Annotated in this window: 17 protein-coding genes; 4 read left to right on the top strand and 13 right to left on the bottom strand. The window is 58.2% G+C overall.

The features are described 5' to 3' along the window. Nucleotides 1-36: 36 nt before the first annotated feature. The 7 genes from murB to E4T21_RS07320 all read right to left on the bottom strand — a co-directional run bounded on the left by murB (nt 37) and on the right by E4T21_RS07320 (nt 7,896). Entirely contained in the window at nt 37-1,044 is a 1,008-nt protein-coding gene (gene murB, locus E4T21_RS07350) for a UDP-N-acetylmuramate dehydrogenase (protein WP_149284380.1), read from the bottom strand. Then, nucleotides 1,041-1,529 carry a low molecular weight protein-tyrosine-phosphatase gene (locus E4T21_RS07345; RefSeq protein ID WP_149284379.1) on the bottom strand — a complete coding sequence of 163 codons (489 nt, stop codon included), beginning with the start codon at nt 1,527-1,529 and terminating at the stop codon, nt 1,041-1,043. Before E4T21_RS07345 ends, murB begins: the two co-directional genes overlap by 4 nt. Nucleotides 1,530-1,592: 63 nt before the next feature. Further along, nucleotides 1,593-2,366, bottom strand: coding sequence for a 3-deoxy-manno-octulosonate cytidylyltransferase (gene kdsB / locus E4T21_RS07340; RefSeq protein ID WP_149284378.1), 774 nt, complete (start codon nt 2,364-2,366; stop codon nt 1,593-1,595). Further along, nucleotides 2,366-2,590: a Trm112 family protein gene (locus E4T21_RS07335; RefSeq protein ID WP_149287093.1), complete on the bottom strand. Its 225-nt coding sequence runs from the start codon at nt 2,588-2,590 to the stop codon at nt 2,366-2,368. The genes kdsB and E4T21_RS07335 overlap by 1 nt, the downstream gene beginning before the upstream one ends. Next, the gene (gene lpxK / locus E4T21_RS07330; RefSeq protein WP_149284377.1) at nt 2,590-3,690 is read right to left on the bottom strand and encodes a tetraacyldisaccharide 4'-kinase; all 1,101 of its coding nucleotides are present in this window, start codon (nt 3,688-3,690) and stop codon (nt 2,590-2,592) included. The genes E4T21_RS07335 and lpxK overlap by 1 nt, the downstream gene beginning before the upstream one ends. Further along, the gene (msbA, locus tag E4T21_RS07325; RefSeq protein ID WP_149287092.1) at nt 3,690-5,405 is read right to left on the bottom strand and encodes a lipid A export permease/ATP-binding protein MsbA; all 1,716 of its coding nucleotides are present in this window, start codon (nt 5,403-5,405) and stop codon (nt 3,690-3,692) included. Before msbA ends, lpxK begins: the two co-directional genes overlap by 1 nt. Nucleotides 5,406-5,505: 100 nt before the next feature. Then, complete coding sequence (locus E4T21_RS07320) at nt 5,506-7,896, bottom strand: DNA internalization-related competence protein ComEC/Rec2 (protein WP_149284376.1); 2,391 nt, start codon at nt 7,894-7,896, stop codon at nt 5,506-5,508. Between the two features lie 115 nt (nt 7,897-8,011). On the opposite strand from E4T21_RS07320, the gene E4T21_RS07315 reads away from it, so the two are divergent. Continuing rightward, entirely contained in the window at nt 8,012-8,545 is a 534-nt protein-coding gene (locus E4T21_RS07315; RefSeq protein ID WP_149284375.1) for a DUF2062 domain-containing protein, read from the top strand. Between the two features lie 87 nt (nt 8,546-8,632). On the opposite strand, the gene E4T21_RS07310 is transcribed toward E4T21_RS07315, so the two are convergent. Then, the gene (locus E4T21_RS07310) at nt 8,633-9,343 is read right to left on the bottom strand and encodes an ABC transporter ATP-binding protein (protein ID WP_149284374.1); all 711 of its coding nucleotides are present in this window, start codon (nt 9,341-9,343) and stop codon (nt 8,633-8,635) included. Beyond that, nucleotides 9,336-10,577, bottom strand: a complete 1,242-nt coding sequence (locus E4T21_RS07305; RefSeq protein WP_149284373.1) for a lipoprotein-releasing ABC transporter permease subunit — start codon at nt 10,575-10,577, stop codon at nt 9,336-9,338. The genes E4T21_RS07310 and E4T21_RS07305 overlap by 8 nt, the downstream gene beginning before the upstream one ends. Nucleotides 10,578-10,723: 146 nt before the next feature. Here E4T21_RS07305 and E4T21_RS07300 point away from each other — a divergent pair, with 146 nt between their 5' ends. Next, complete coding sequence (locus tag E4T21_RS07300) at nt 10,724-11,791, top strand: agmatine deiminase family protein (RefSeq protein ID WP_149284372.1); 1,068 nt, start codon at nt 10,724-10,726, stop codon at nt 11,789-11,791. Beyond that, nucleotides 11,788-12,690 (top strand): carbon-nitrogen hydrolase, encoded by a 903-nt coding sequence (locus E4T21_RS07295; protein WP_149284371.1) that lies wholly within the window; start codon nt 11,788-11,790, stop codon nt 12,688-12,690. Before E4T21_RS07300 ends, E4T21_RS07295 begins: the two co-directional genes overlap by 4 nt. A 150-nt stretch (nt 12,691-12,840) precedes the next feature. Here E4T21_RS07295 and E4T21_RS07290 read toward each other — a convergent pair whose 3' ends face one another. The 4 genes from E4T21_RS07290 to E4T21_RS07275 all read right to left on the bottom strand — a co-directional run bounded on the left by E4T21_RS07290 (nt 12,841) and on the right by E4T21_RS07275 (nt 18,453). After that, nucleotides 12,841-13,797: a Nudix family hydrolase gene (locus tag E4T21_RS07290; RefSeq protein WP_187775130.1), complete on the bottom strand. Its 957-nt coding sequence runs from the start codon at nt 13,795-13,797 to the stop codon at nt 12,841-12,843. Between the two features lie 112 nt (nt 13,798-13,909). Continuing rightward, complete coding sequence (argJ, locus tag E4T21_RS07285; protein WP_149284370.1) at nt 13,910-15,139, bottom strand: bifunctional glutamate N-acetyltransferase/amino-acid acetyltransferase ArgJ; 1,230 nt, start codon at nt 15,137-15,139, stop codon at nt 13,910-13,912. A 135-nt stretch (nt 15,140-15,274) separates the two neighbouring features. Then, nucleotides 15,275-18,010, bottom strand: coding sequence for a preprotein translocase subunit SecA (secA, locus tag E4T21_RS07280; RefSeq protein WP_149284369.1), 2,736 nt, complete (start codon nt 18,008-18,010; stop codon nt 15,275-15,277). A 95-nt stretch (nt 18,011-18,105) separates the two neighbouring features. Beyond that, nucleotides 18,106-18,453 carry a hypothetical protein gene (locus tag E4T21_RS07275; protein ID WP_149284368.1) on the bottom strand — a complete coding sequence of 116 codons (348 nt, stop codon included), beginning with the start codon at nt 18,451-18,453 and terminating at the stop codon, nt 18,106-18,108. 103 nt (nt 18,454-18,556) lie between these two features. Here E4T21_RS07275 and E4T21_RS07270 point away from each other — a divergent pair, with 103 nt between their 5' ends. Further along, complete coding sequence (locus E4T21_RS07270; RefSeq protein ID WP_149284367.1) at nt 18,557-19,012, top strand: DUF721 domain-containing protein; 456 nt, start codon at nt 18,557-18,559, stop codon at nt 19,010-19,012. Nucleotides 19,013-19,196 lie beyond the last annotated feature (184 nt).

The following is a 19,196-nucleotide window of genomic DNA, read 5'->3' as shown; positions in this document are numbered from 1 at the left end:
CCGCTTATTGGGAAAAGTACGCCTGGATCAAATAATTCAGGCTAGCCTCGGCTCTCTTTCCAGAACGATGCCAAAGCATTGTTCAACCCGCGAGGCCACTTCAGCGGCAAAAGCCAGTAATTCTCCGGCACTACCGCCACCATGATGAACCAGGACAAGGGCCTGACGTTCATGCACCCCGAAGTTGCCATTGCGCCAGCCCTTCAGGCCACACCGGTCTATCAGCCAGCCTGCTGCCAGCTTGGTCCGACCGTTACCCTGGGGAAAATGTGGCATTCCGGGATATTCATCAAGGAGTCGTTCAGCGATATCTGCTGCCACGACAGGATTCTTGAAAAAGCTGCCAGCATTACCCAGCACTTCGGGATCGGGCAGCTTCTCGCGGCGCACAGCGCACACCGCCTCGGCCACTTCCAATGGAGTAGGCTCTGCCGAGACTCTATGGGCCAGATCACCGTAATCTAGACGCGCCCTGCTTCTTCGGCCAACACGCAGCACCAGATCAGTGATGATCACACGACCATCAAGCTCACCCTTGAAGATGCTCTCGCGATAGCCAAAGCCACAATCAGTAGCAGCCAGCATCTGCGTCGCGCCATCCTCGACATGCACCACAGTCACAGACTCGAGCAATTCAGCCAGTTCGACGCCATAAGCGCCGATATTCTGTACTGGAGCCGCTCCACTGTGGCCCGGGATCAGCGCTAGATTCTCTGTACCCCACCAGCCGGCCTGAGCCAGGGACATGACCAGATGGTGCCAGACCACCCCTGCACCGACATGTACCAGGGCATCTTCGCCACGGAGCTCCAGCCACCAGTAATTCAACTGCGGGCACAAGGTTAGCCCAGGTAGATATTCCGGTAGAATCAAGTTGCTGCCGCCGGACAGAATGGTCAGCGTGTCCTGATGCCCTGCTCCCTGCTGCATCAGTGAGACTATCTGCTCTCGCTGGGAAACGGTCACGACTCGTTCAGCGCGACAAGGCAAGCCCAAGGTGTTGGCTGACGTCAGGTCCACATCATGCCGTTCAATCGATCTCACCGTGATGTGCCCCTTGCGGTTGGCTCCGCCAGACGCCGGCGGAGCTCCGTCACAAGACCATCGGCAGCGCTCTCGATCATGGCATAGACACGATCAAACCCTCCTTCATAGTAGGGGTCCGGCACATCGCCATTAGGCTCTCCTGCAAACGCCATGAACAACGCCACATGAGCCTTGCAGCCCGACGGCTTGAGGCGCTCGATACCCGCCAGATTGTCACCATCCATCGCCAGCATATAGTCGCAGCGCTCAAAATCGCTATCCGCCAACTGACGCCCGCGCAGGCCAGATATATCGATACCGCGCGCCTTGGCCGCATTCTGTGCCCTGTAGTCAGGTGCAGAGCCTACATGCCAGGCACCTGTGCCACAGGAATCCACTTCAACCTGGTCCGCCAGGCCCGCAACCTCGAGCTTGTGACGCAGCACTCCCTCAGCCGTAGGTGAGCGGCAGATATTGCCCAAGCAAACGAAAAGTACGCGCATTCCTTACCTCTATCCTGACGCGATGTTACTGGAGAGCATGCTTTGGAAAGCATGTTGCCAAACCTATGTTGCAGATGGATCCTGCACAAAATGGCGACGCACGCGCTCCAGGTCTTCCATGGTATCTACCCCAGCCGGAGGCGCCGTCTCCGCCAGTGCCACCTGAATCTCGTGCCCATAGTACAGCGCACGTAGCTGCTCGAGCTGTTCAAGCTGCTCGAGCGCAGCCGGGGCCCACTCGCTGTATGCACGCAGGAAGCTGGCACGGTAGGCGTAGAGTCCGATATGGCGCAACCAGGCATCGGTTTCCAGCAATGCAGGCTTTTCACGAAAGCCTTCCCTGTCCCAGGGTATCGGTGCGCGAGAAAAGGTCAGAGCGCGACCGGATGCCGCCCGCACCACCTTGACCACATTAGGATTGAACAGCGTTTCTACATCCGTGATGGGCTCGGCCAGTGTTGCCACCGATGCGCCTTCATCCTGCATCAGGCGTTCAGCAACCTGATTGATCAACGCTGGCGGCAACAATGGCTCGTCGCCCTGAACATTCACCAGCACAGCGTCATCGGCCAATTCCAGGCGAGCAGCCACTTCGGCCAGACGATCCGTCCCCGTAGGGTGATCTGGACTGGTCAGAAGCACTTCTGCTCCCAACTCGGCTACCACATCACGGATACGCTCGTCATCGGTAGCCACCACGACTCGACTGGCGGCAGACTGACATGCCTGGTCCCACACGCGAGCCACCATGGGACGCCCGGCAATGTCCGCCAGCGGCTTGGCCGGCAAGCGGCTGGATCCATAGCGCGCGGGAATGACAGCAATGAACTCCTGCATCACAGCGCCCCTTCCCCATCCTCACCAGCACGTCCGGGAGAGCGCTTGAGTGTCTCATCGACATTCATATGCCGCGCCTCTTCGATGAGCATCACCGGAATGCCATCACGAATCGGATAAGCCAACCCATCGAACTGGCAGCACAACTCTTCGGCTTCCCGGTCGTAGCGCAGCTTGCCCTGACACTGCGGGCAAACCAGCATTGCCAGCAATTGCTTGTCCATCATCTTGTCTCCTCGGTACATGAAACACGACGGCCCAGCCAGGGTGCCGTGTGTTTGTCCAACCAGTCGACGAAAGAGGCCGAAGGCACGGCTTCCACGTCCAAAGCCCAACTGTCTGAGGGGGCAATATCACGACACTTGACCGCATCCTTGGCGGTCATGACCAATGCCTGGCCGGGCTTCGTCACCAGGTCATCGGCCCGAAAACGGTGGTGATCGCTGAAGGGGGACGGGTCGTGGGCAACACCCAGAGTCTCCAGGGTTCTGAAAAAGCGCTCGGGATTGCCGATTCCAGCCACCGCCTTGACAGGTGTGAGAAAGGGGAAAGGCGTCAAGCTGGCCGTTTCCACAGCACTTGCTGCATCGCGCCTCACCTTCCTCCAACGTGCCGGCTCAAGGCGCATGCCATGAGCCCCTTCTGGAAAAGCGTGGTGTGCTTCACCATTGATCACCAGCGCATCGATACTACCCAGACGCTCCAGAGGTTCACGCAGCGGACCAGCAGGCAGGCAACGGCCATTGCCAAATCCACGACGGCCATCGACCACCACGATCTCAAGGTCACGATCCAGCGGGAGATGCTGCAGGCCATCATCCGTAATGATCAGGTCACACCCCCCTTCCATCAGGCGCCGAGCACCACGCGGTCGGTCTGGATCCACCACTACGGGCAACCCCGTCTGGTCATGCAGCATGCGCGGCTCATCACCACATTCCTCGACAGGCGTATCCAGTTCCAGCCATAACGGGTAAGCTCCCCCGCCGCTCTGACCTTTATCTCTCTCCCCTTTACCACCCCGACCTTTACCACCCCGACCTTTACCACCATAGCCCCGCGACAGAATTCCCGGACGAAAGCCCTGAGCCGCCAGATGCTGCCCCATCCACGCTACCAAAGGGGATTTTCCGGTTCCCCCCAGCGTCAGATTGCCCACCACAATGACAGGCACAGGCGCCCGCCAACGCGAGCGTCTGCCTTCACTATACGCTCTGGCACGACGAAGCACTTCACGGCGATACAGGACTTCCAGTGGGCGCAACAGACCAAGCCAGGGCGCGCCCTGATAGGCCGCATTCAACCAGCGCTCTGCGAGCCCCATCAGGCCTCCTGAAACTGCAACTGATACAAGGCAGCATAGGCTCCCCCACGCTCCAGCAACTCATTGTGGGTACCCTGCTCGATGACCTCGCCCTGCTCCATCACCAAAATGCGATCTGCACGCTCAATGGTGGATAGGCGGTGAGCGATTACCAGGGTGGTACGACCCTTGCAAACCTCTTCCAGAGCAGCCTGAATATAGCGTTCTGATTCAGTGTCCAGAGCAGAGGTAGCCTCATCCAGGATCAAGATCGGAGAGTCCTTGAAGATCGCCCGGGCAATCGCCATGCGCTGACGCTGCCCCCCAGACAACATGACACCATTATCCCCCACCAGTGAGTCGTAACCTTCCGACATGCGTTCAATGAACTCATGGGCGTAGGCTGCACGAGCAGCGGCTTCGACAGCAGAGCGATCAGGATTCGATACACCATAGGCAATGTTGTCAGCGATGGTGGCATTGAAAAGCGTTACCTGCTGCGATACCAGTGCAATCTGTTGTCGCAATGGGGCCAACTCATAGTCATTCAGTGGCACACCATCAATCAGAATGCGCCCTGCGGTGGGATAGTAGAAACGTGGCAGCAGACCAACCAGCGTCGACTTGCCGCCCCCCGAGCGCCCGACAATGGCGATCATTTCCCCTTGTCGGATATCCAGGTCAATCCCCTTCAGCACTTCAGGCTTGTCTTCACCATAGGCGAAATGCACGTTCTCAAAGCGTACTCGGCCCTCAAGTCGACCCGGCACCACAGTGCCTTCATCCGGCTCCAGGGGTTCATCGAGCAGGCCGAACAGTTCACCGGAAGCGGCAAGCCCCTTCTGGATCGTGTTATTGATTTCACTGAGAGAACGTACGGGCTTGGCCATCAGGGATGCCGCAGTAATGAATCCCACGAACTCGCCTGGCGTCATATTGTCCATCAATGCCGGAGACATCGCGAACCACACTAGAATAGCTAGCGAAATCGCTACCAGAATCTGGATCACAGGGGTACTGGTGGCCTTGGTAGCAGCCTCTTTCAAGCTCTGGCGACGATTGGCTTCACTGGCAGCACGGAAACGCTCCTGCTCATACGTTTCAGCGCCGTGAGTACGCACTACGCGATATCCCGTCAACGCTTCTGAAGCAACGTGAGTGACATCTCCCATGGAACGCTGGAGACGGCGTGAAATACGCCGGAAACGCTTGCTGGTATAGCTGACCACCCCGCCAATCAGCGGCGTCACGGCCAGAAACAGCAAGGTCAGCATCCAGTTGGTCCAGAACAGGTAGCACAGCAGGCCAATGACAAACAATCCTTCCTGAAGCAGGACAGTAATGGCCTTGGTTCCTGCACCTGTCACCTGTTCCACATGGTAAGTCACTCGGGAAACCAAGTGCCCCGATGAGTGGTTGTCGAAATAGCTCCCCGGAAGGCGCAGCATATGGTTGAACACATCGCAACGCAGCATATGCACCATGTTACGCGCCACATTGCTCATGAAATAGGTACCCAGGAAGGTTCCCACGCCACGGGTCGCAAACATGACCACCACGAACAACGGCAAGAACAGCCGGAATGATGCATCCGGGTTCTGGATACCGTCGATCAGGCGCTTCATCATCTCTGCCAAGGCAGTGCTGGAGGCGGCGTAGATACCATAGCCGATCACAGCAACGAGGAAGGATTTCCAGAAAGGTTTTACATAGCCAAGAAGACGCTTGTATAGCATCCAACCGGAATATTCGCTCACATTGGCTCCATTTCGAAGGGAGTCAGTTGACTGATCATCAACCACCAGTCCTGGCGCAAAGCGGCACCATCAGCCGACATCAAAGGCCAGATTCTACCCCATGGCATCGCCCACCGACACCGCTCCCTCGTCGATGAGATCCGACACGTATCGGTCGCCCCAGGCGCAGCATGAAATGTAGCTGACCATCCAGCGCCGTGCTGAAGAAACAGCTACCCGCGTGACGCAATCGTCGGACTACTTCTGCTGAGGGATGCCCCAAGGCATTGAAGCGTCCTGCTGAAACGACACTGAATACAGGCTGCAAGGCCTCGACCAGCGCAACGCCCGTGCTGGTATAACTGCCATGATGTCCCAGTACGAGTACATCCAGACGCGCACTGTCATCAGTATCCATGGCATCTCGCAACCAGTAACGTTCCGTGCGCTTGCTAGCATCCCCAGGAATGATGATACGCCGTCCATTGGCGGTCACTTCCAGAACACAGGAACGATCATTGGACGACAGCGTCTGCTGGGCGTTCCCTGAAGGAGGCCATAGAAAGCGAAACTCGACCCCGTCCCAATGCCAGGCCTTGCCTCTCTCACATGTAGTAGTAGAAGGACTTCTTGGCATTCTTTCAGGCCACTCAAGCTGAGGATGGAGCCATTGCGACACACGATATTCAGCAGCAACCCAGTCGACGCCACCGCTATGATCCAGATCAGCATGACTGACCACGACGGCGTCGAAGCGCCCACCCGGGGGCAATATCCCGGTTGCAGGAACAAATCCTGAATAGGAGCGGGGCCCTGTATCAAACAGTAGCCGATGGCGTGCCGTCCGCACTTCGGCCATCAACCCTTGCCCGACATCCCAGATCACCAGGTCGAACTCTCCACGTCGCGGCCCCGCACTGCCATGGAATGGCCCACTCGCTAGTATCAGAATCATCATCCCCCAGCGTAGGCGTGGAGCCATGCCCGGAATCCCCATGATCAGTGCCATAGCACACAGAGAAATTCCCAACGACTCACGCCACGACAGATCCGGGTACAACTCTGTTCCCCAGGTCGATAACCATGCCAGCCCAGCAACGACAACATCGATGACAACACCATCAAGCTGCCAGATCAGCAACCCAATAGGAGGCCATAGCATGGAGAGACTCCAGCCAAGCATTCCCAAAGGAACAAGCAGCATGCTGACCACGGGGACCGCAAACAGATTGGCGACCGGAGCCACCCACGCTAGCCGCCCAAAGCTGATCAGCACCAGGCCTGACACCAGGGGAGACAGCAGCAGTTGGGTACGCAACAGCACCTTCACCGGCCCCATCCTGCCAGCAGGTGGACGCCGCCCCTGCCAAATCAGCACCAACAGAGAGACCGCCGAGAATGACAGCCACAATCCTGGCCGCCAGAGTGACAATGGATTAATCAACACAACCAGCCCCAGGGCCAGAGCCAACGCCTGCCAGGGAGAAGGATGGTGACGACCTCCTGCGACCCACATTGCCACCAGTGTCATCACTAGCGCGCGCATGGCAGGGGGAGCACCGCCCACCATCCAGACAAACCCCGCAGCTGCAGCACCGGCCACCCACCAGGGCCACATCTGCATGCGCCAGTTACCCGGGCTCAGCAGTCGCGCCATTCCCTTGGCCAGCCACAGCACCAAAACAGCCACCAGTCCGACATGCAGGCCGGATACCACGACAAGATGCGTTGTTCCCGTCGCATTAAGCAGATCCCAGTCATCATCGCTAAGCGCATCGCCATCACCCAAGGTCAATGCTGCCAGCCATCGCTTCGCCTGATCGTTCAGGGGCTGACGATAGAGATAATTACGAGCCGACTGCCTCAGGCTGAATCCAGCAAGTGCAAGACGCGACCCAACAGGCGTGTCCACCACCTTTCCTGTTGCCTGGATCCCTTCTCGCCATAGCCAGCCTTGGTAATCGAAAGTACCGGGATTCGACATGCCCCACGGCGGCCACAGCTTTACCCCTAGACGCCAACGCTCACCGGTTTGAGGTTGCTCCAAATCATCTGCAGGCGCCTTGCCACGATCGGAATAACCGTTATCGGCATAGCGGGTGACGCGAATGCGCTGCAATGGTGTACAAGAGGGCAAAGAAGGATCTAGCGGGTGACAGTCTTCGACCTGCAAGACGAGGCGCTGGGTACCACGGTCATCCAGATCACTGGACAGTACCCGAGCTTCGACAATCAATAGCTGCCCTGACAGCCCATCGGCAAGCTCCCCTCCTTTATCAACCAGCAGTGATGTCATCACCCAAAGCGCCGCCAGGCACACCACCACCGCTGGCCAACAACGCCCAGCCAGACCTGACAGCAACAAGACCGCCAACAGTGGACCGGCCGCTTCCCAGGCATTTCCTCCCATATGGAAAGCCAGCCCGCCAAACATGCAGCCTAGCGCCAAGGGAAACGCGAGCCCGTACCCCCGGCTAGCCGACCTATTCATGCAAAACATCCATGCCTACCATCCATAACGCCTCCTTGCGTTGGCCGATGTCATGGCAACGCCATCGGCTAGTATGGATAATAGCCTCGCACCCTAAGCTGCGAACTGGGCCACCATGCCGCGTCGACTATTGCAACGTTACTTGCCCGATCCCGACTCTCTGAGGCGGCAGCGAACCTTGCGTTGCATGGCGCACCTGATTGGCGACCCTGCCCTGTGGATGCTGTCGCGCCGCAGCGTGGCCAATGCTTTTTCCGTCGGCCTATTCAGTGCTTTGCTCCCGATTCCCATGCAGATGGTAGTGGCCGCCTTCGGTGCTCGCCTGGCACGTTGCAACCTGCCCCTTTCCGTGGCCCTGGTATGGATCACCAATCCATTGACCATGCCGCTGATCTATTATGCCAACTACACACTGGGCGCCTGGCTGCTGCAGACCCCCGCCCTGCAGGCACCAGAGCAACTGACGACTCATTGGCTGAAAATGCAGTTGATGGAGATTCTACCTTCTCTGATCGTTGGCTCGCTGGTCGCTGCTGTCGTCACCGGCCTTGTGGCCAACCTGGTCATCCGTCTGATCTGGCGCTGGCATGTACTGCGTAGCTGGAAAGCCAGGACCCACCGACGCAGGCAAGCCCGGCAACGTGGTTAACTGCATATAAGCCTTTCTAGCCCCAGTCATAGCAAAAAAGGCCACCCGAAGGTGGCCTTTTTATTCACAGAAGCTTATTTCAGCACATCATTCCTGATGCAGACGCCCTTCATCCAGGCGCAGCACTCTGTCCTGGTGTGCAGCAAGCCCTTGATCGTGAGTCACGATGACGAAGGCACAGCGAGCCGTGGCTGCCAGCTCATCGATCAGAGAAAGGATGCTGGCGGCAGTGTGCTGGTCCAGGTTGCCGGTCGGCTCATCCATCAGCATCAGACTGGGATCCGTCACCAAGGCACGGGCAATCGCTACGCGTTGACGCTCCCCTCCTGACAGCTCACCTGGTTTGTGGTCAGCTCGCGCCTCCATACCTACGCGAGACAGCAGCCTCATGGCCTGTTCCTCAGCAGCCTTCTTGCGCTGACCACGAATGATCAGCGGCAATGCCACATTCTCCACAGCAGAGAACTCCGCCAGCAGGTGATGGAACTGGTAGACGAAGCCGATGTGCTGATTACGAAACAGGCCAATCTCGGCCTCACTCAGCTCATGCAGCACGGTACCGCCCACATTCACCTCACCGGCACTGGGCAGGTCGAGACCACCCAGCAGGTTGAGCAGCGTAGTCTTGCCGGAGCCGGAGCTGCCGACCACCGCCACACGCTCTCCTGCCCGCACCTGCAACGACAAGTCGTCGAGCACAACCAGATCATGGGGGCCTTCACTGTAGACGCGTGACAGCCCTTGGCATTCCAGCATGATCTCGCGCGGCGTTGTCTGTTGGATCGCTGCATCACTCATAGCGCAACACCTCCGCTGGCTGGACCCGTGCCGCTCGCCAGGCCGGGTACAGGGTGGAAAGGAACGTCAGCACGAACGCCGCCGTTACGATCTGGCCGACATCGCTCCATATCAGCTGGGATGGCAGCTCGCTGACGAAATAGACACCCGCATCAAGGAAGTGGATGCCAAAGGTGTTTTCGACAAAGGCAATGATGTCAGACACGGTCAAGGCCAGGATGATGCCTAGAATCACCCCGATCACAATGCCGATGATGCCGATGGCAAGGCCCTGAACGATGAAGATGCCCATGATCGAACGCGGCGTGGCACCAATGGTGCGCAGAATCGCGATATCCGCATGCTTGTCGGTAACGACCATGACCAGAGTGGAAACGATATTGAAAGCAGCCACCGCGACGATCACCGTCAACAGCAAGCCGATCATGCGCTTCTCCATCTGGATTGCCTGGAACAGATTGCCCCGGGTGAAGGTCCAGTCGAAACCGCGATACCCCTGACCAAGCTGGTTGACGATATCCTGCGTCACGCCTCCCGACAGGAACAGGTCATCGAGTTCAAGCCGCAGGCCACCCACGGAATCGCCCATACGCGCCAGAGTCTGCATATCCTTGATGTTGGCATAGGCCAGTGCAGAATCGAGGTCGGCCCCCACGCTGAAGATGCCGCTGACCGTGAACCGCTTGAGGCGAGGGAAGACCCCCCCGGGTGTAATCGAGGCCTCAGGCACCATCAGGGTAACGCTATCTCCCACGCCAACGCCCAGGTTGCGCGCCAGGATCGAGCCCAGCACCACATTCCAGGAGCCTGGCTTGAGGTCGTCGAGACTACCCCGCTGCATATGCTCATCGACGATGGATACGCGACTTTCCCAGTCGGGCATGATGCCATTGACCATGCCGCCCTGATTGTGGCCATTCACAGAGAACATGCCCTGCTGTTCGATATAAGGCGCAGCCCCGATGACATGCTCATGCTGCATGAGGCGCTCGGCCAGAGGCTCCCAGTCGGTCATGCCTCCGGCCTCTTCGATCTGCACGTGGGGCACCATGCCCAGTATTCGCTCGCGCAGTTCCCGGTCGAAGCCATTCATGACAGACAACACCAGGATCAACACGGCAACCCCGAGGGTCAGACCGAGCATGGAGGTCAATGAAATGAAGGAGATGAAATGATTACGTCGCCTGGCTCGCACATAGCGTAGCCCGATCAGAAACGGTAGTCGGTCAAGCATGGACTCTTTCCTTGTCGGCAGGCCGACATGGTACGGTTTTTTAGCGTCCGCTGCATCGCTCTAGGGTGTGATTTGCGAGATCCTTGCATCTTCGTGCACTCAAGCCTACATTTCGGCCTCTCCCCATTCCTGCTTCGAGGCCATCCATGCAGCGTCTCCTTCCCGAATGGCATCCTCAGGATGCAGTCCAGTTGACCTGGCCACGCCATGACGGCGACTGGGCTCCTATGCTTGCCTCCATCGAGCATATGCTCGAACAGATCGCCCTGATTACCAGTCGTTATCAAAGCGTGGTCATTGGCGTGCCCAGTGACACGATTCGCACAGAACTGACCAAGCGCCTGCAGCAACGTGGCGCTGACCCGAAGCATCTGGTTGTGACTGTCGTCGACAGCGACGATACCTGGGCCAGAGATCACGGCCCACTCGCGACAGCGGATGAGAGCGGCAACCTGTGCCTGCATGACTTCGTCTTCACCGGCTGGGGCGGCAAGTTTCCCGCTTCACGCGACAATTGCATCAGCCAACAGCTGTCCGATGCAGGACTCCTGGCCTGTGAGCTGGTCAGCCACGACCTGATACTGGAAGGCGGCGCTCTGGAAACCGATGGGCAAGGAACGCTACTGACCACCGAAGCTTGCCTGCTCAACCCAAATCGCAACCCTGAGCTGGATCGCAATGCCATGGAAGCCCAGCTCAAGGAAGCATTGGGCATCGAACGGGTATTGTGGCTACGCCATGGCCACTTGGAAGGTGATGACACCGACAGCCATATCGATACCCTGGCACGCTTCTGCGATCCCTGCACGATTGCCTACGTGCGTTGCGACAACCCGGATGATCCTCATTTTGCCGCACTCGACGCCATGGAGCAGGAACTCCAGGCCTTGCGCCAAGCGGATGGGACTCCCTATCGCCTGATTCCCCTGCCCTGGCCTCAAGCCTGTTACGATGCAGATGATGGCCACCGTCTACCTGCGACCTATGCCAACTTCCTGATCATCAATGGTGCGGTGCTGGTTCCGGTGTATGGAGACAGCCATGACCGCGAGGCCTTGAACGCTCTGGCCATGGCTTTTCCGGGGCGCGACATCCTGGCAGTGGATGCCAGTACCGCCATCCGACAGCATGGCAGCCTGCACTGCCTGACCATGCAATGGCCTCGCGGGGCTCTCGCCGCCTCCCATGCCCATCTCCAAGGAGACACACCATGACACGCCAACTCACTGTCGGCCTGGTTCAACAGGCCGCCTGGCCGGACAAGTCCAAGAGCCTCGCCGAAAGCGAGGCTGGTATTCGTGAGCTCGCCGCCAAGGGCGCCAAACTGGTGATGCTGCAGGAACTGCATGCCACCCATTACTTCTGCCAATATGAAGATACCGAGCTATTCGACCTGGCCGAACCCCTGGACGGCCCCACCGGAACCCGTCTGGCGGAGCTGGCCGCAGAACTCGATATTGTCCTGATGGGCTCGTTGTTCGAACGCCGGGCACCTGGCGTCTACCACAACACCGCGGTGGTCTACGACGGAAAGCGGGGAGTGGTCGGCCAGTATCGCAAGATGCATATTCCGGATGACCCGGGCTTCTACGAGAAGTTCTACTTCACTCCTGGGGACCATGACGCTGCACGGAACGAAGGCTTCACTCCCATCGACACTTCTGTGGGCCGCCTGGGTGTGCTGGTCTGCTGGGATCAGTGGTACCCCGAGGCAGCCCGCCTGATGGCCCTGGCAGGGGCAGAGCTGCTCCTTTATCCCACCGCCATCGGTTGGAACCCCCAGGACGATGAGACTGAGAAGACCCGTCAGAAAGACGCCTGGACCATCATCCAGCGCAGCCACGGCGTGGCTAACGGTATTCCAGTGCTGGTCGCCAACCGTGTTGGCCATGAGCCAGACTTGTCTGGCGTCGGCGCTGGTATTGATTTCTGGGGCGGAAGCTTCGTCTGTGGCCCTCAAGGAGAACTTCTGGCCCATGCGGGCACCGAGTCCGAGCGCATGCTGGTGACACTCGACCTGGATCATGGCGAGAACGTACGCCGCTGGTGGCCCTATCTGCGTGATCGCCGGGTTGATGCGTATGGGGACCTGACCCGGCGCCTGCGCGACTAGGCCCTGTTTAACTAGACCCTGTTCAAAAAGTGCCTGCGCTGGCTCAAACTGCGTTACACAGACATCAGGATCTCTCCCTAAATGCAGAAAGCCCGGGAAATTCCCCGGGCTTTCTGCATCATGGCCATGCCTGCATCCATCAGCAGTCCATCAACTCCAGAAGTCGCGGATAGAGGCAATACCTTGAGCGCCCACGGCTCGAGCATGGTTGGCATCGTGCCGGGTCATGCCGCCAAGGGCAAAGACCGGCATCCCTGCACGCTCCACCAGTTCCTGGAAGTCATGCCAGCCGATCGGCGGCACTTCCGGGTGAGAAGGTGTCGTGCGCAATGGCGACAACGTGACAAAGTCACAGCCGATGCGTGCAGCCTGATCGAGCTGCGCCTTGTCGTGGGTAGATGCTGACAACCACTTGCTGTCGATGATAGGACGTCGTTCCAAGCTCATCAGGCGCTGACTGGTCAGGTGAATGCCATCGGCATCCACACGCTTCAACAACTCTGGCTCTGCGTTGAGCACCAGGCGAGCACCATACTGACGGCACAACCCCAGGGCGCGCTCTGCTCGAGCAACGTAGGCATCTTCATCCAGCCCCTTGGCTCGCAACTGCACAAGCCGGACACCATCTTCCTTGAGTGCTTTTTCCAGCTTGGCGTCGAATGCCGCCTCATCGCCTTCCTCTCCAGTGATGAGGAATTCGCATGGCAGCATGACAGCCCGAAGAATAGGTAGATTGGCAGCCGGGAACGGGTAGCTGTGCAGCTCTTCCATCGGCACCCAGCGAACAGCCTGACCTTCACGACCGAAGGGTTCACCAGCGAAGTCCCGGACTTGCCATACATCCAGCAGGATGTGCTTGTCAGGATATTCGTGATGAATGCGAATCAACGGTTGAGCGCGAAGAATCTCGATACCGAGTTCCTCGTGCAATTCACGCTTGAGTGCTTCCAGACCTGTCTCATAGGGTGCCAGCTTGCCGCCCGGAAACTCCCACAGGCCACCCTGATCGACATTGGAGGGGCGACGTGCCAAGAGCACCTGTTTATCGTCGCTACTGACGATGGCTGCCGCCGCTACGTGCACCCTTCTCTTTACAATTGTGTCCATTCAACCCTACCAGCTTAGCTGCGAGCCCATGCCCGCCAGATGTTTTCCCCGGTGTTCCTGAATGCCTCTCACCGAAAGCATTGATGCTTGACCGCGGCGCTTAATGATCGACTTAACTGCGATAGTCTGCGTTGATCGATACATAGTCATGCGACAGATCCGATGTCCAGACCGTGGCGGCAGCATCACCACGCCCGAGATCTATTCGAATCTCGATCTCTTCACGCGCCATAACCGCACTACCGGCTTCTTCGGTATAACTTGCTGCACGCCCACCATTCTGTACCAGGCGGACCCCGCCGAGATCGATGACCACCTTGTCGACATCGAAGTCTTCCACCGAGGCACGCCCCACTGCCGCCAGGATACGCCCCCAGTTGGCATCGCTGGCATAAAGCGCCGTCTTGACCAGCGGCGAATGCGCTACGGTGAAGGCCACTTCACGGGCTTCGTCCTCGTTCGTGGCACCATCAACCTGCAGCGTCACGAACTTGGTAGCACCTTCACCATCACGAATGATGGCTTGAGCCAGCTCGATCAACACTTCATCCAGTGCCGCGCGGAACCTTTTCAGGTCTTCCTCGCTTTCCACACGAGCCGCCTTGCCGGTAGCAATCAACATGCAGGCGTCATTGGTGGAAGTGTCGCTATCCACGGTGATGCTGTTGAAGGAGCGCTTCACCCCGGCGCGCAGCAGCTCTTCCAGCACGGCCTGTTCGATACCGGCATCCGTGGCAACAAATCCCAGCATGGTGGCCATGTTGGGCCGAATCATCCCTGAGCCCTTGGTGATGCCATTCAGAGTAACGACTCCGCTACTCAACTCGATGCGGCGACTAGCACCCTTGATTCGAGTATCAGTCGTCAGAATGCCCTCAGCAGCCAGCTTCCAGGCATCGCTATCATCGGCCAAGGCTTCCAAGGCGGCTGGCAGGCCCGCCAGCAACCGATCCATCGGCAGCGACTCACCGATCACCCCGGTAGAAAACGGCAGTACAGAGCAGTCGGCGACACCACCGAGACGCGCCAGTGCCGAACAGGTTTCTCGCGCATCCCGCATGCCAATGTCCCCGGTTCCAGCGTTGGCATTACCTGTGTTGATGACCAGATAACGCACCCCCTGGGACGAAGCCACGGCCTCTGCCAGGTGAGCCTTGGCGACATGCACCGGAGCGGCGCAGAAGGCATTGCGGGTGAATGTGCCCGCTACCGAGGCTCCCTCAGCGATCTCGATCAGCGCCAGATCGCGGCGACCAGGCTTCTTGATTCCCGCCATTGCGGTACCCAGACGCACACCCTCTATGCTCGGCATGTCAGGGAAGCGGTTGTCACCCACTGCCATTGATTTATCTCCTTACATTGGTCGCCCCAACGCCGGGGCCTGACCTCGAATCGCATCTGGAGCCACACGGAAACATTGTGCAGGATAAAGCGAATCTGCATGATTCTCCCACACAAACGTTTCAGGCAGGCGCCCTCAGTTCAGCTTGCCGCAGCACTGCTTGTATTTCTTGCCAGAACCGCAGGGGCAAGGATCATTACGCCCAACCTTGGGTGCTTCCCGACGCACCGGGCGTGCTTCGTCTTCGCCCTCGAAGCCCTCTTCTTCCGCCCCCTCAGCCACTGTGGCAAGGGCTGCTTCGGGATGACGATTGTCAGCCTTGGCGGATTCCCGTGCCAGTGCCTCACGACGTTGCTGTTCCAGAGCATCAACCTCTTCCGGAGCACGCACCTGCACATGACTGAGGATGCGCGTCACGTCGGCCTTGATATTTACCAGCAGGTTCTGGAACAGCTCAAAAGACTCGCGCTTGTATTCCTGCTTGGGGTTCTTCTGCGCATAGCCGCGCAAGTGAATGCCACGACGCAGCAGATCCATGGACTGCAGGTGTTCTTTCCAGCGAGTATCCAGCACCTGCAGCATGACTTGCTTCTCGAAGCGACGCATCAGCTCTCCGCCAGCCGTCGCCACCTTGTTCTCATAGGCTTCGCGGTGCAGCTTCTGAAGACGTTCGCGCAGCTCTTCCTCATGGAAACGCTCGTCGCTTTCAGCCCATTCCACCACGGGCACCTCAAGATTGAATTCACTCTTGAGATGAGCTTCCAACCCAGGCAAATCCCATTGCTCAGGCAAGCTCTGCGGCGGTACGAAGGTACTGACAGCTTCATCCAGCACTTCAGCACGAATACCGGTCACATTCTCGGATACATCCTCGGCTGCGAGAATCTCGTTACGTTGCTCGTAGATCACATGACGCTGGTCGTTAGCCACATCGTCATATTCCAGCAACTGCTTACGGATATCGAAGTTGCGACCTTCAACTTTCTTCTGTGCCCGCTCCACGGCATTGGATACCATCTTGTGCTCGATGGCCTCGCCGCGCTCCAGCCCCAGCGCCTGCATCAAGCGCTGCACCCGCTCGGAGCCAAACAAGCGCATCAGATTATCTTCCAGGGACAGGAAGAAACGCGTGGAACCCGGATCACCCTGGCGACCAGAACGTCCCCGCAACTGGTTGTCGATACGGCGAGATTCGTGGCGCTCGGAGCCAATCACATGCAGGCCACCGGCATCCAGCACTGCCTGATGACGCTCAGCCCAGGCACCCTTGAGATCTTCGATCTGTTCATCGGAAGGCGATTCAAGCTTGGCGGCTTCCGCTTCCCAGTTGCCCCCCAGCATGATGTCCGTACCACGACCGGCCATGTTGGTCGCAATGGTAACCGCTCCAGGACGACCGGCCTGAGCGATGATTTCGGCTTCGCGCTGGTGCTGCTTGGCATTAAGCACGTTGAAGTTGATGCTAGCTTTGCGCATCATCTCGGCCAGGTACTCGGAGGTCTCGATGGACGCAGTACCGACCAGCACTGGGCGCCCGGCCTCGACCTGTACCTTGACGTCCTCGATGATGGCCTCGAACTTCTCCTCGGTACTGAGGTAGACGAGGTCGTTCATATCCTTACGCGCGATCGACCTGTTGGTCGGAATGACTATCACATCCAGACCATAGATCTGGCGGAATTCGAAGGCTTCGGTATCCGCTGTACCAGTCATGCCCGAAAGCTTGTCATAAAGGCGGAAATAGTTCTGGAAGGTGGTCGAAGCCAGGGTCTGGCTCTCGCGCTGAACGGTGACACCCTCCTTCGCTTCGATAGCCTGATGCAGCCCCTCAGACCAGCGACGGCCCGGCATGGTACGCCCAGTATGCTCATCGACAATGACAACCTGGCCGTTGCTGACAATGTAATCCACATCCTTGTGGTACAGGTGGCGCGCACGCAGAGCCGAGTTCATATGCTGCAGCAGATTGAGGTTCTGGGCGGCATACAGGGAGTCGTTTTCCGTCAGCAAGCCCTGTGCCTGCAGCATCTCTTCGACCCGATGGTGGCCTATCTCGGTCAGTTCCACCTGCTTCTGTTTCTCGTCGAGAATGAAGTCGCCCGTTTCCGGGTCTTCTTCATCCGTACAACGTGTCAGTTGAATGGCCAGACGATCCACGACCTTGTACAGCTCAGTGTTCTCATCCACCGCTCCGGAAATGATCAGCGGTGTGCGGGCTTCATCGATGAGAATGGAGTCCACTTCGTCAACAATGGCAAAGTTCAGACCCCGCTGTACCTTATCGTCCAGCGAGAAGGCCATGTTGTCGCGCAGGTAGTCGAAGCCAAATTCGTTGTTGGTTCCGTAGGTGATGTCGCAGCCATAGGCCTGGCGCTTCTCTTCCGACGTCTGGCCAGAAAAGATGACACCAACGCTGAGCCCGAGGAATTCATAAAGAGGCTTCATCCAGCCAGCATCGCGGCGGGCCAGATAATCGTTCACAGTGACGACATGCACCCCTTGGCCAGGTAAAGCGTTCAGATACACCGCCAAGGTTGCCACCAGGGTCTTGCCCTCGCCGGTCTTCATCTCGGCAATGCGACCACGATTAAGTGTCATGCCGCCGATCATCTGGACATCGAAATGGCGCATACCCATGATGCGCTTGCTTGCTTCACGCACCGTAGCGAAGGCTTCGGGCAACAGTGCCTCCAGATTCTCGCCCTCTGCCAGCCGCTGACGAAATTCATCCGTACGGGCTTGCAGTGCGGCATCGTCCAGGACTTCCAGACTGGGCTCCAGATTATTGATCGCACGCACCTGGCGGGTCATGCGTTTCACTTCACGGTCATTCTTGGAACCGACGACTTTACGTAGCAAAGAGTTGATCATAAAAGGTCCATAACCGGGTCCTGCATCATGGGCAGTGACCCTATAGTGCGTAGGTGAAAGAGTGGCGAAACAGTTCTCGATGACGCATACAGGCATCAGGCCAGCAAAGGCGGGCCCCGCCGGGAAACGACATCAAGTGCAGCCACAAGGCGCACCAATGGTTCGGACCTTGAAACACTGATGATCTCTCGATCATGAAGTCTTCGCGTCCAGAGTGGAGACGAGAAAAAACGGCGGCGAGCATTGAGTACACTTCGCGCACGAATCATGGCAGGAGCCATGATGCAGATCTGGACCAGCCGATCGCTGAATGGAGCCCCCTGGGACTGGGCCAACCCCGCCGGCAACAGACAGCCGACCAGCAGTCCAGCCAGCCACAAGCGTGTCATAGCACGCCGGGCACTGGTATCAGCACTGCTGGAAGATGGGGTGACAACGGCCATACGGTCAAGCAACTCCTTGGCATGCTAGACTCAGGCAACAAGCCGGAGTACAGCAGCAACAACTGGTATAAGCCCCGGGCCTTTTACCCCGAGAAAGAGGCATATGAGTATAAAGGTTAAGCGGTTCCGCGCCCAGCCCATGTCCCGCCTCCTGAACAGAGGCGAATTAGGCAATTTGATGCATATGGCGCGTCTGCTGGAAAAAGCGCAAGACCATCTACGTCAGCACCTTACCCATGATCTGGCTGAGCATCTGTTCGTTGGCGGCTACCGCAATGGCCGTTTGACCCTGATCACCGATGGCGCCGCCTGGCTGACCCGGTTGCGCTACGAGCAACCACGCCTGCTGTCACTCCTCCATCAGTTACCGGAGTTTGCCGCTGTCACCAGCTTCCATCTCAAGGTGAGGCCCGTCAGGCCGGCCAAGGCGCCTTTACGCCAGACCCGCCGTCTTCCCGCCCAGGCCGGCAGGGAAATTGCCACCTGCGCCGAAGACACTGACGATCCCAAGCTGAAGCAAGCCCTGCAACGACTGGCCTCTCATGCTGAACACGAGTAGCCAGCCAGAGACATATCGATCACAAAACCTCTCTGAAATGCCGACAAGTCAACTTAGCCCGCCACAACGCAACATCGCCTCACAAACCGGTAATTCCGGCATTCTGCACTTGGCCCGGCCATAGGCCTGTATGCCCCAGGCAGTCTGTTCAGACAAGCCTCTAGACAGGCACTTCTTCAGATCA

This window comes from Halomonas binhaiensis (assembly GCF_008329985.2).
In the GTDB taxonomy this organism is placed as follows: domain Bacteria; phylum Pseudomonadota; class Gammaproteobacteria; order Pseudomonadales; family Halomonadaceae; genus Halomonas; species Halomonas binhaiensis.
The sequence above is the reverse complement of the archived record's forward strand: the minus strand, read 5'-3'. Positions and strand labels throughout refer to the sequence as shown.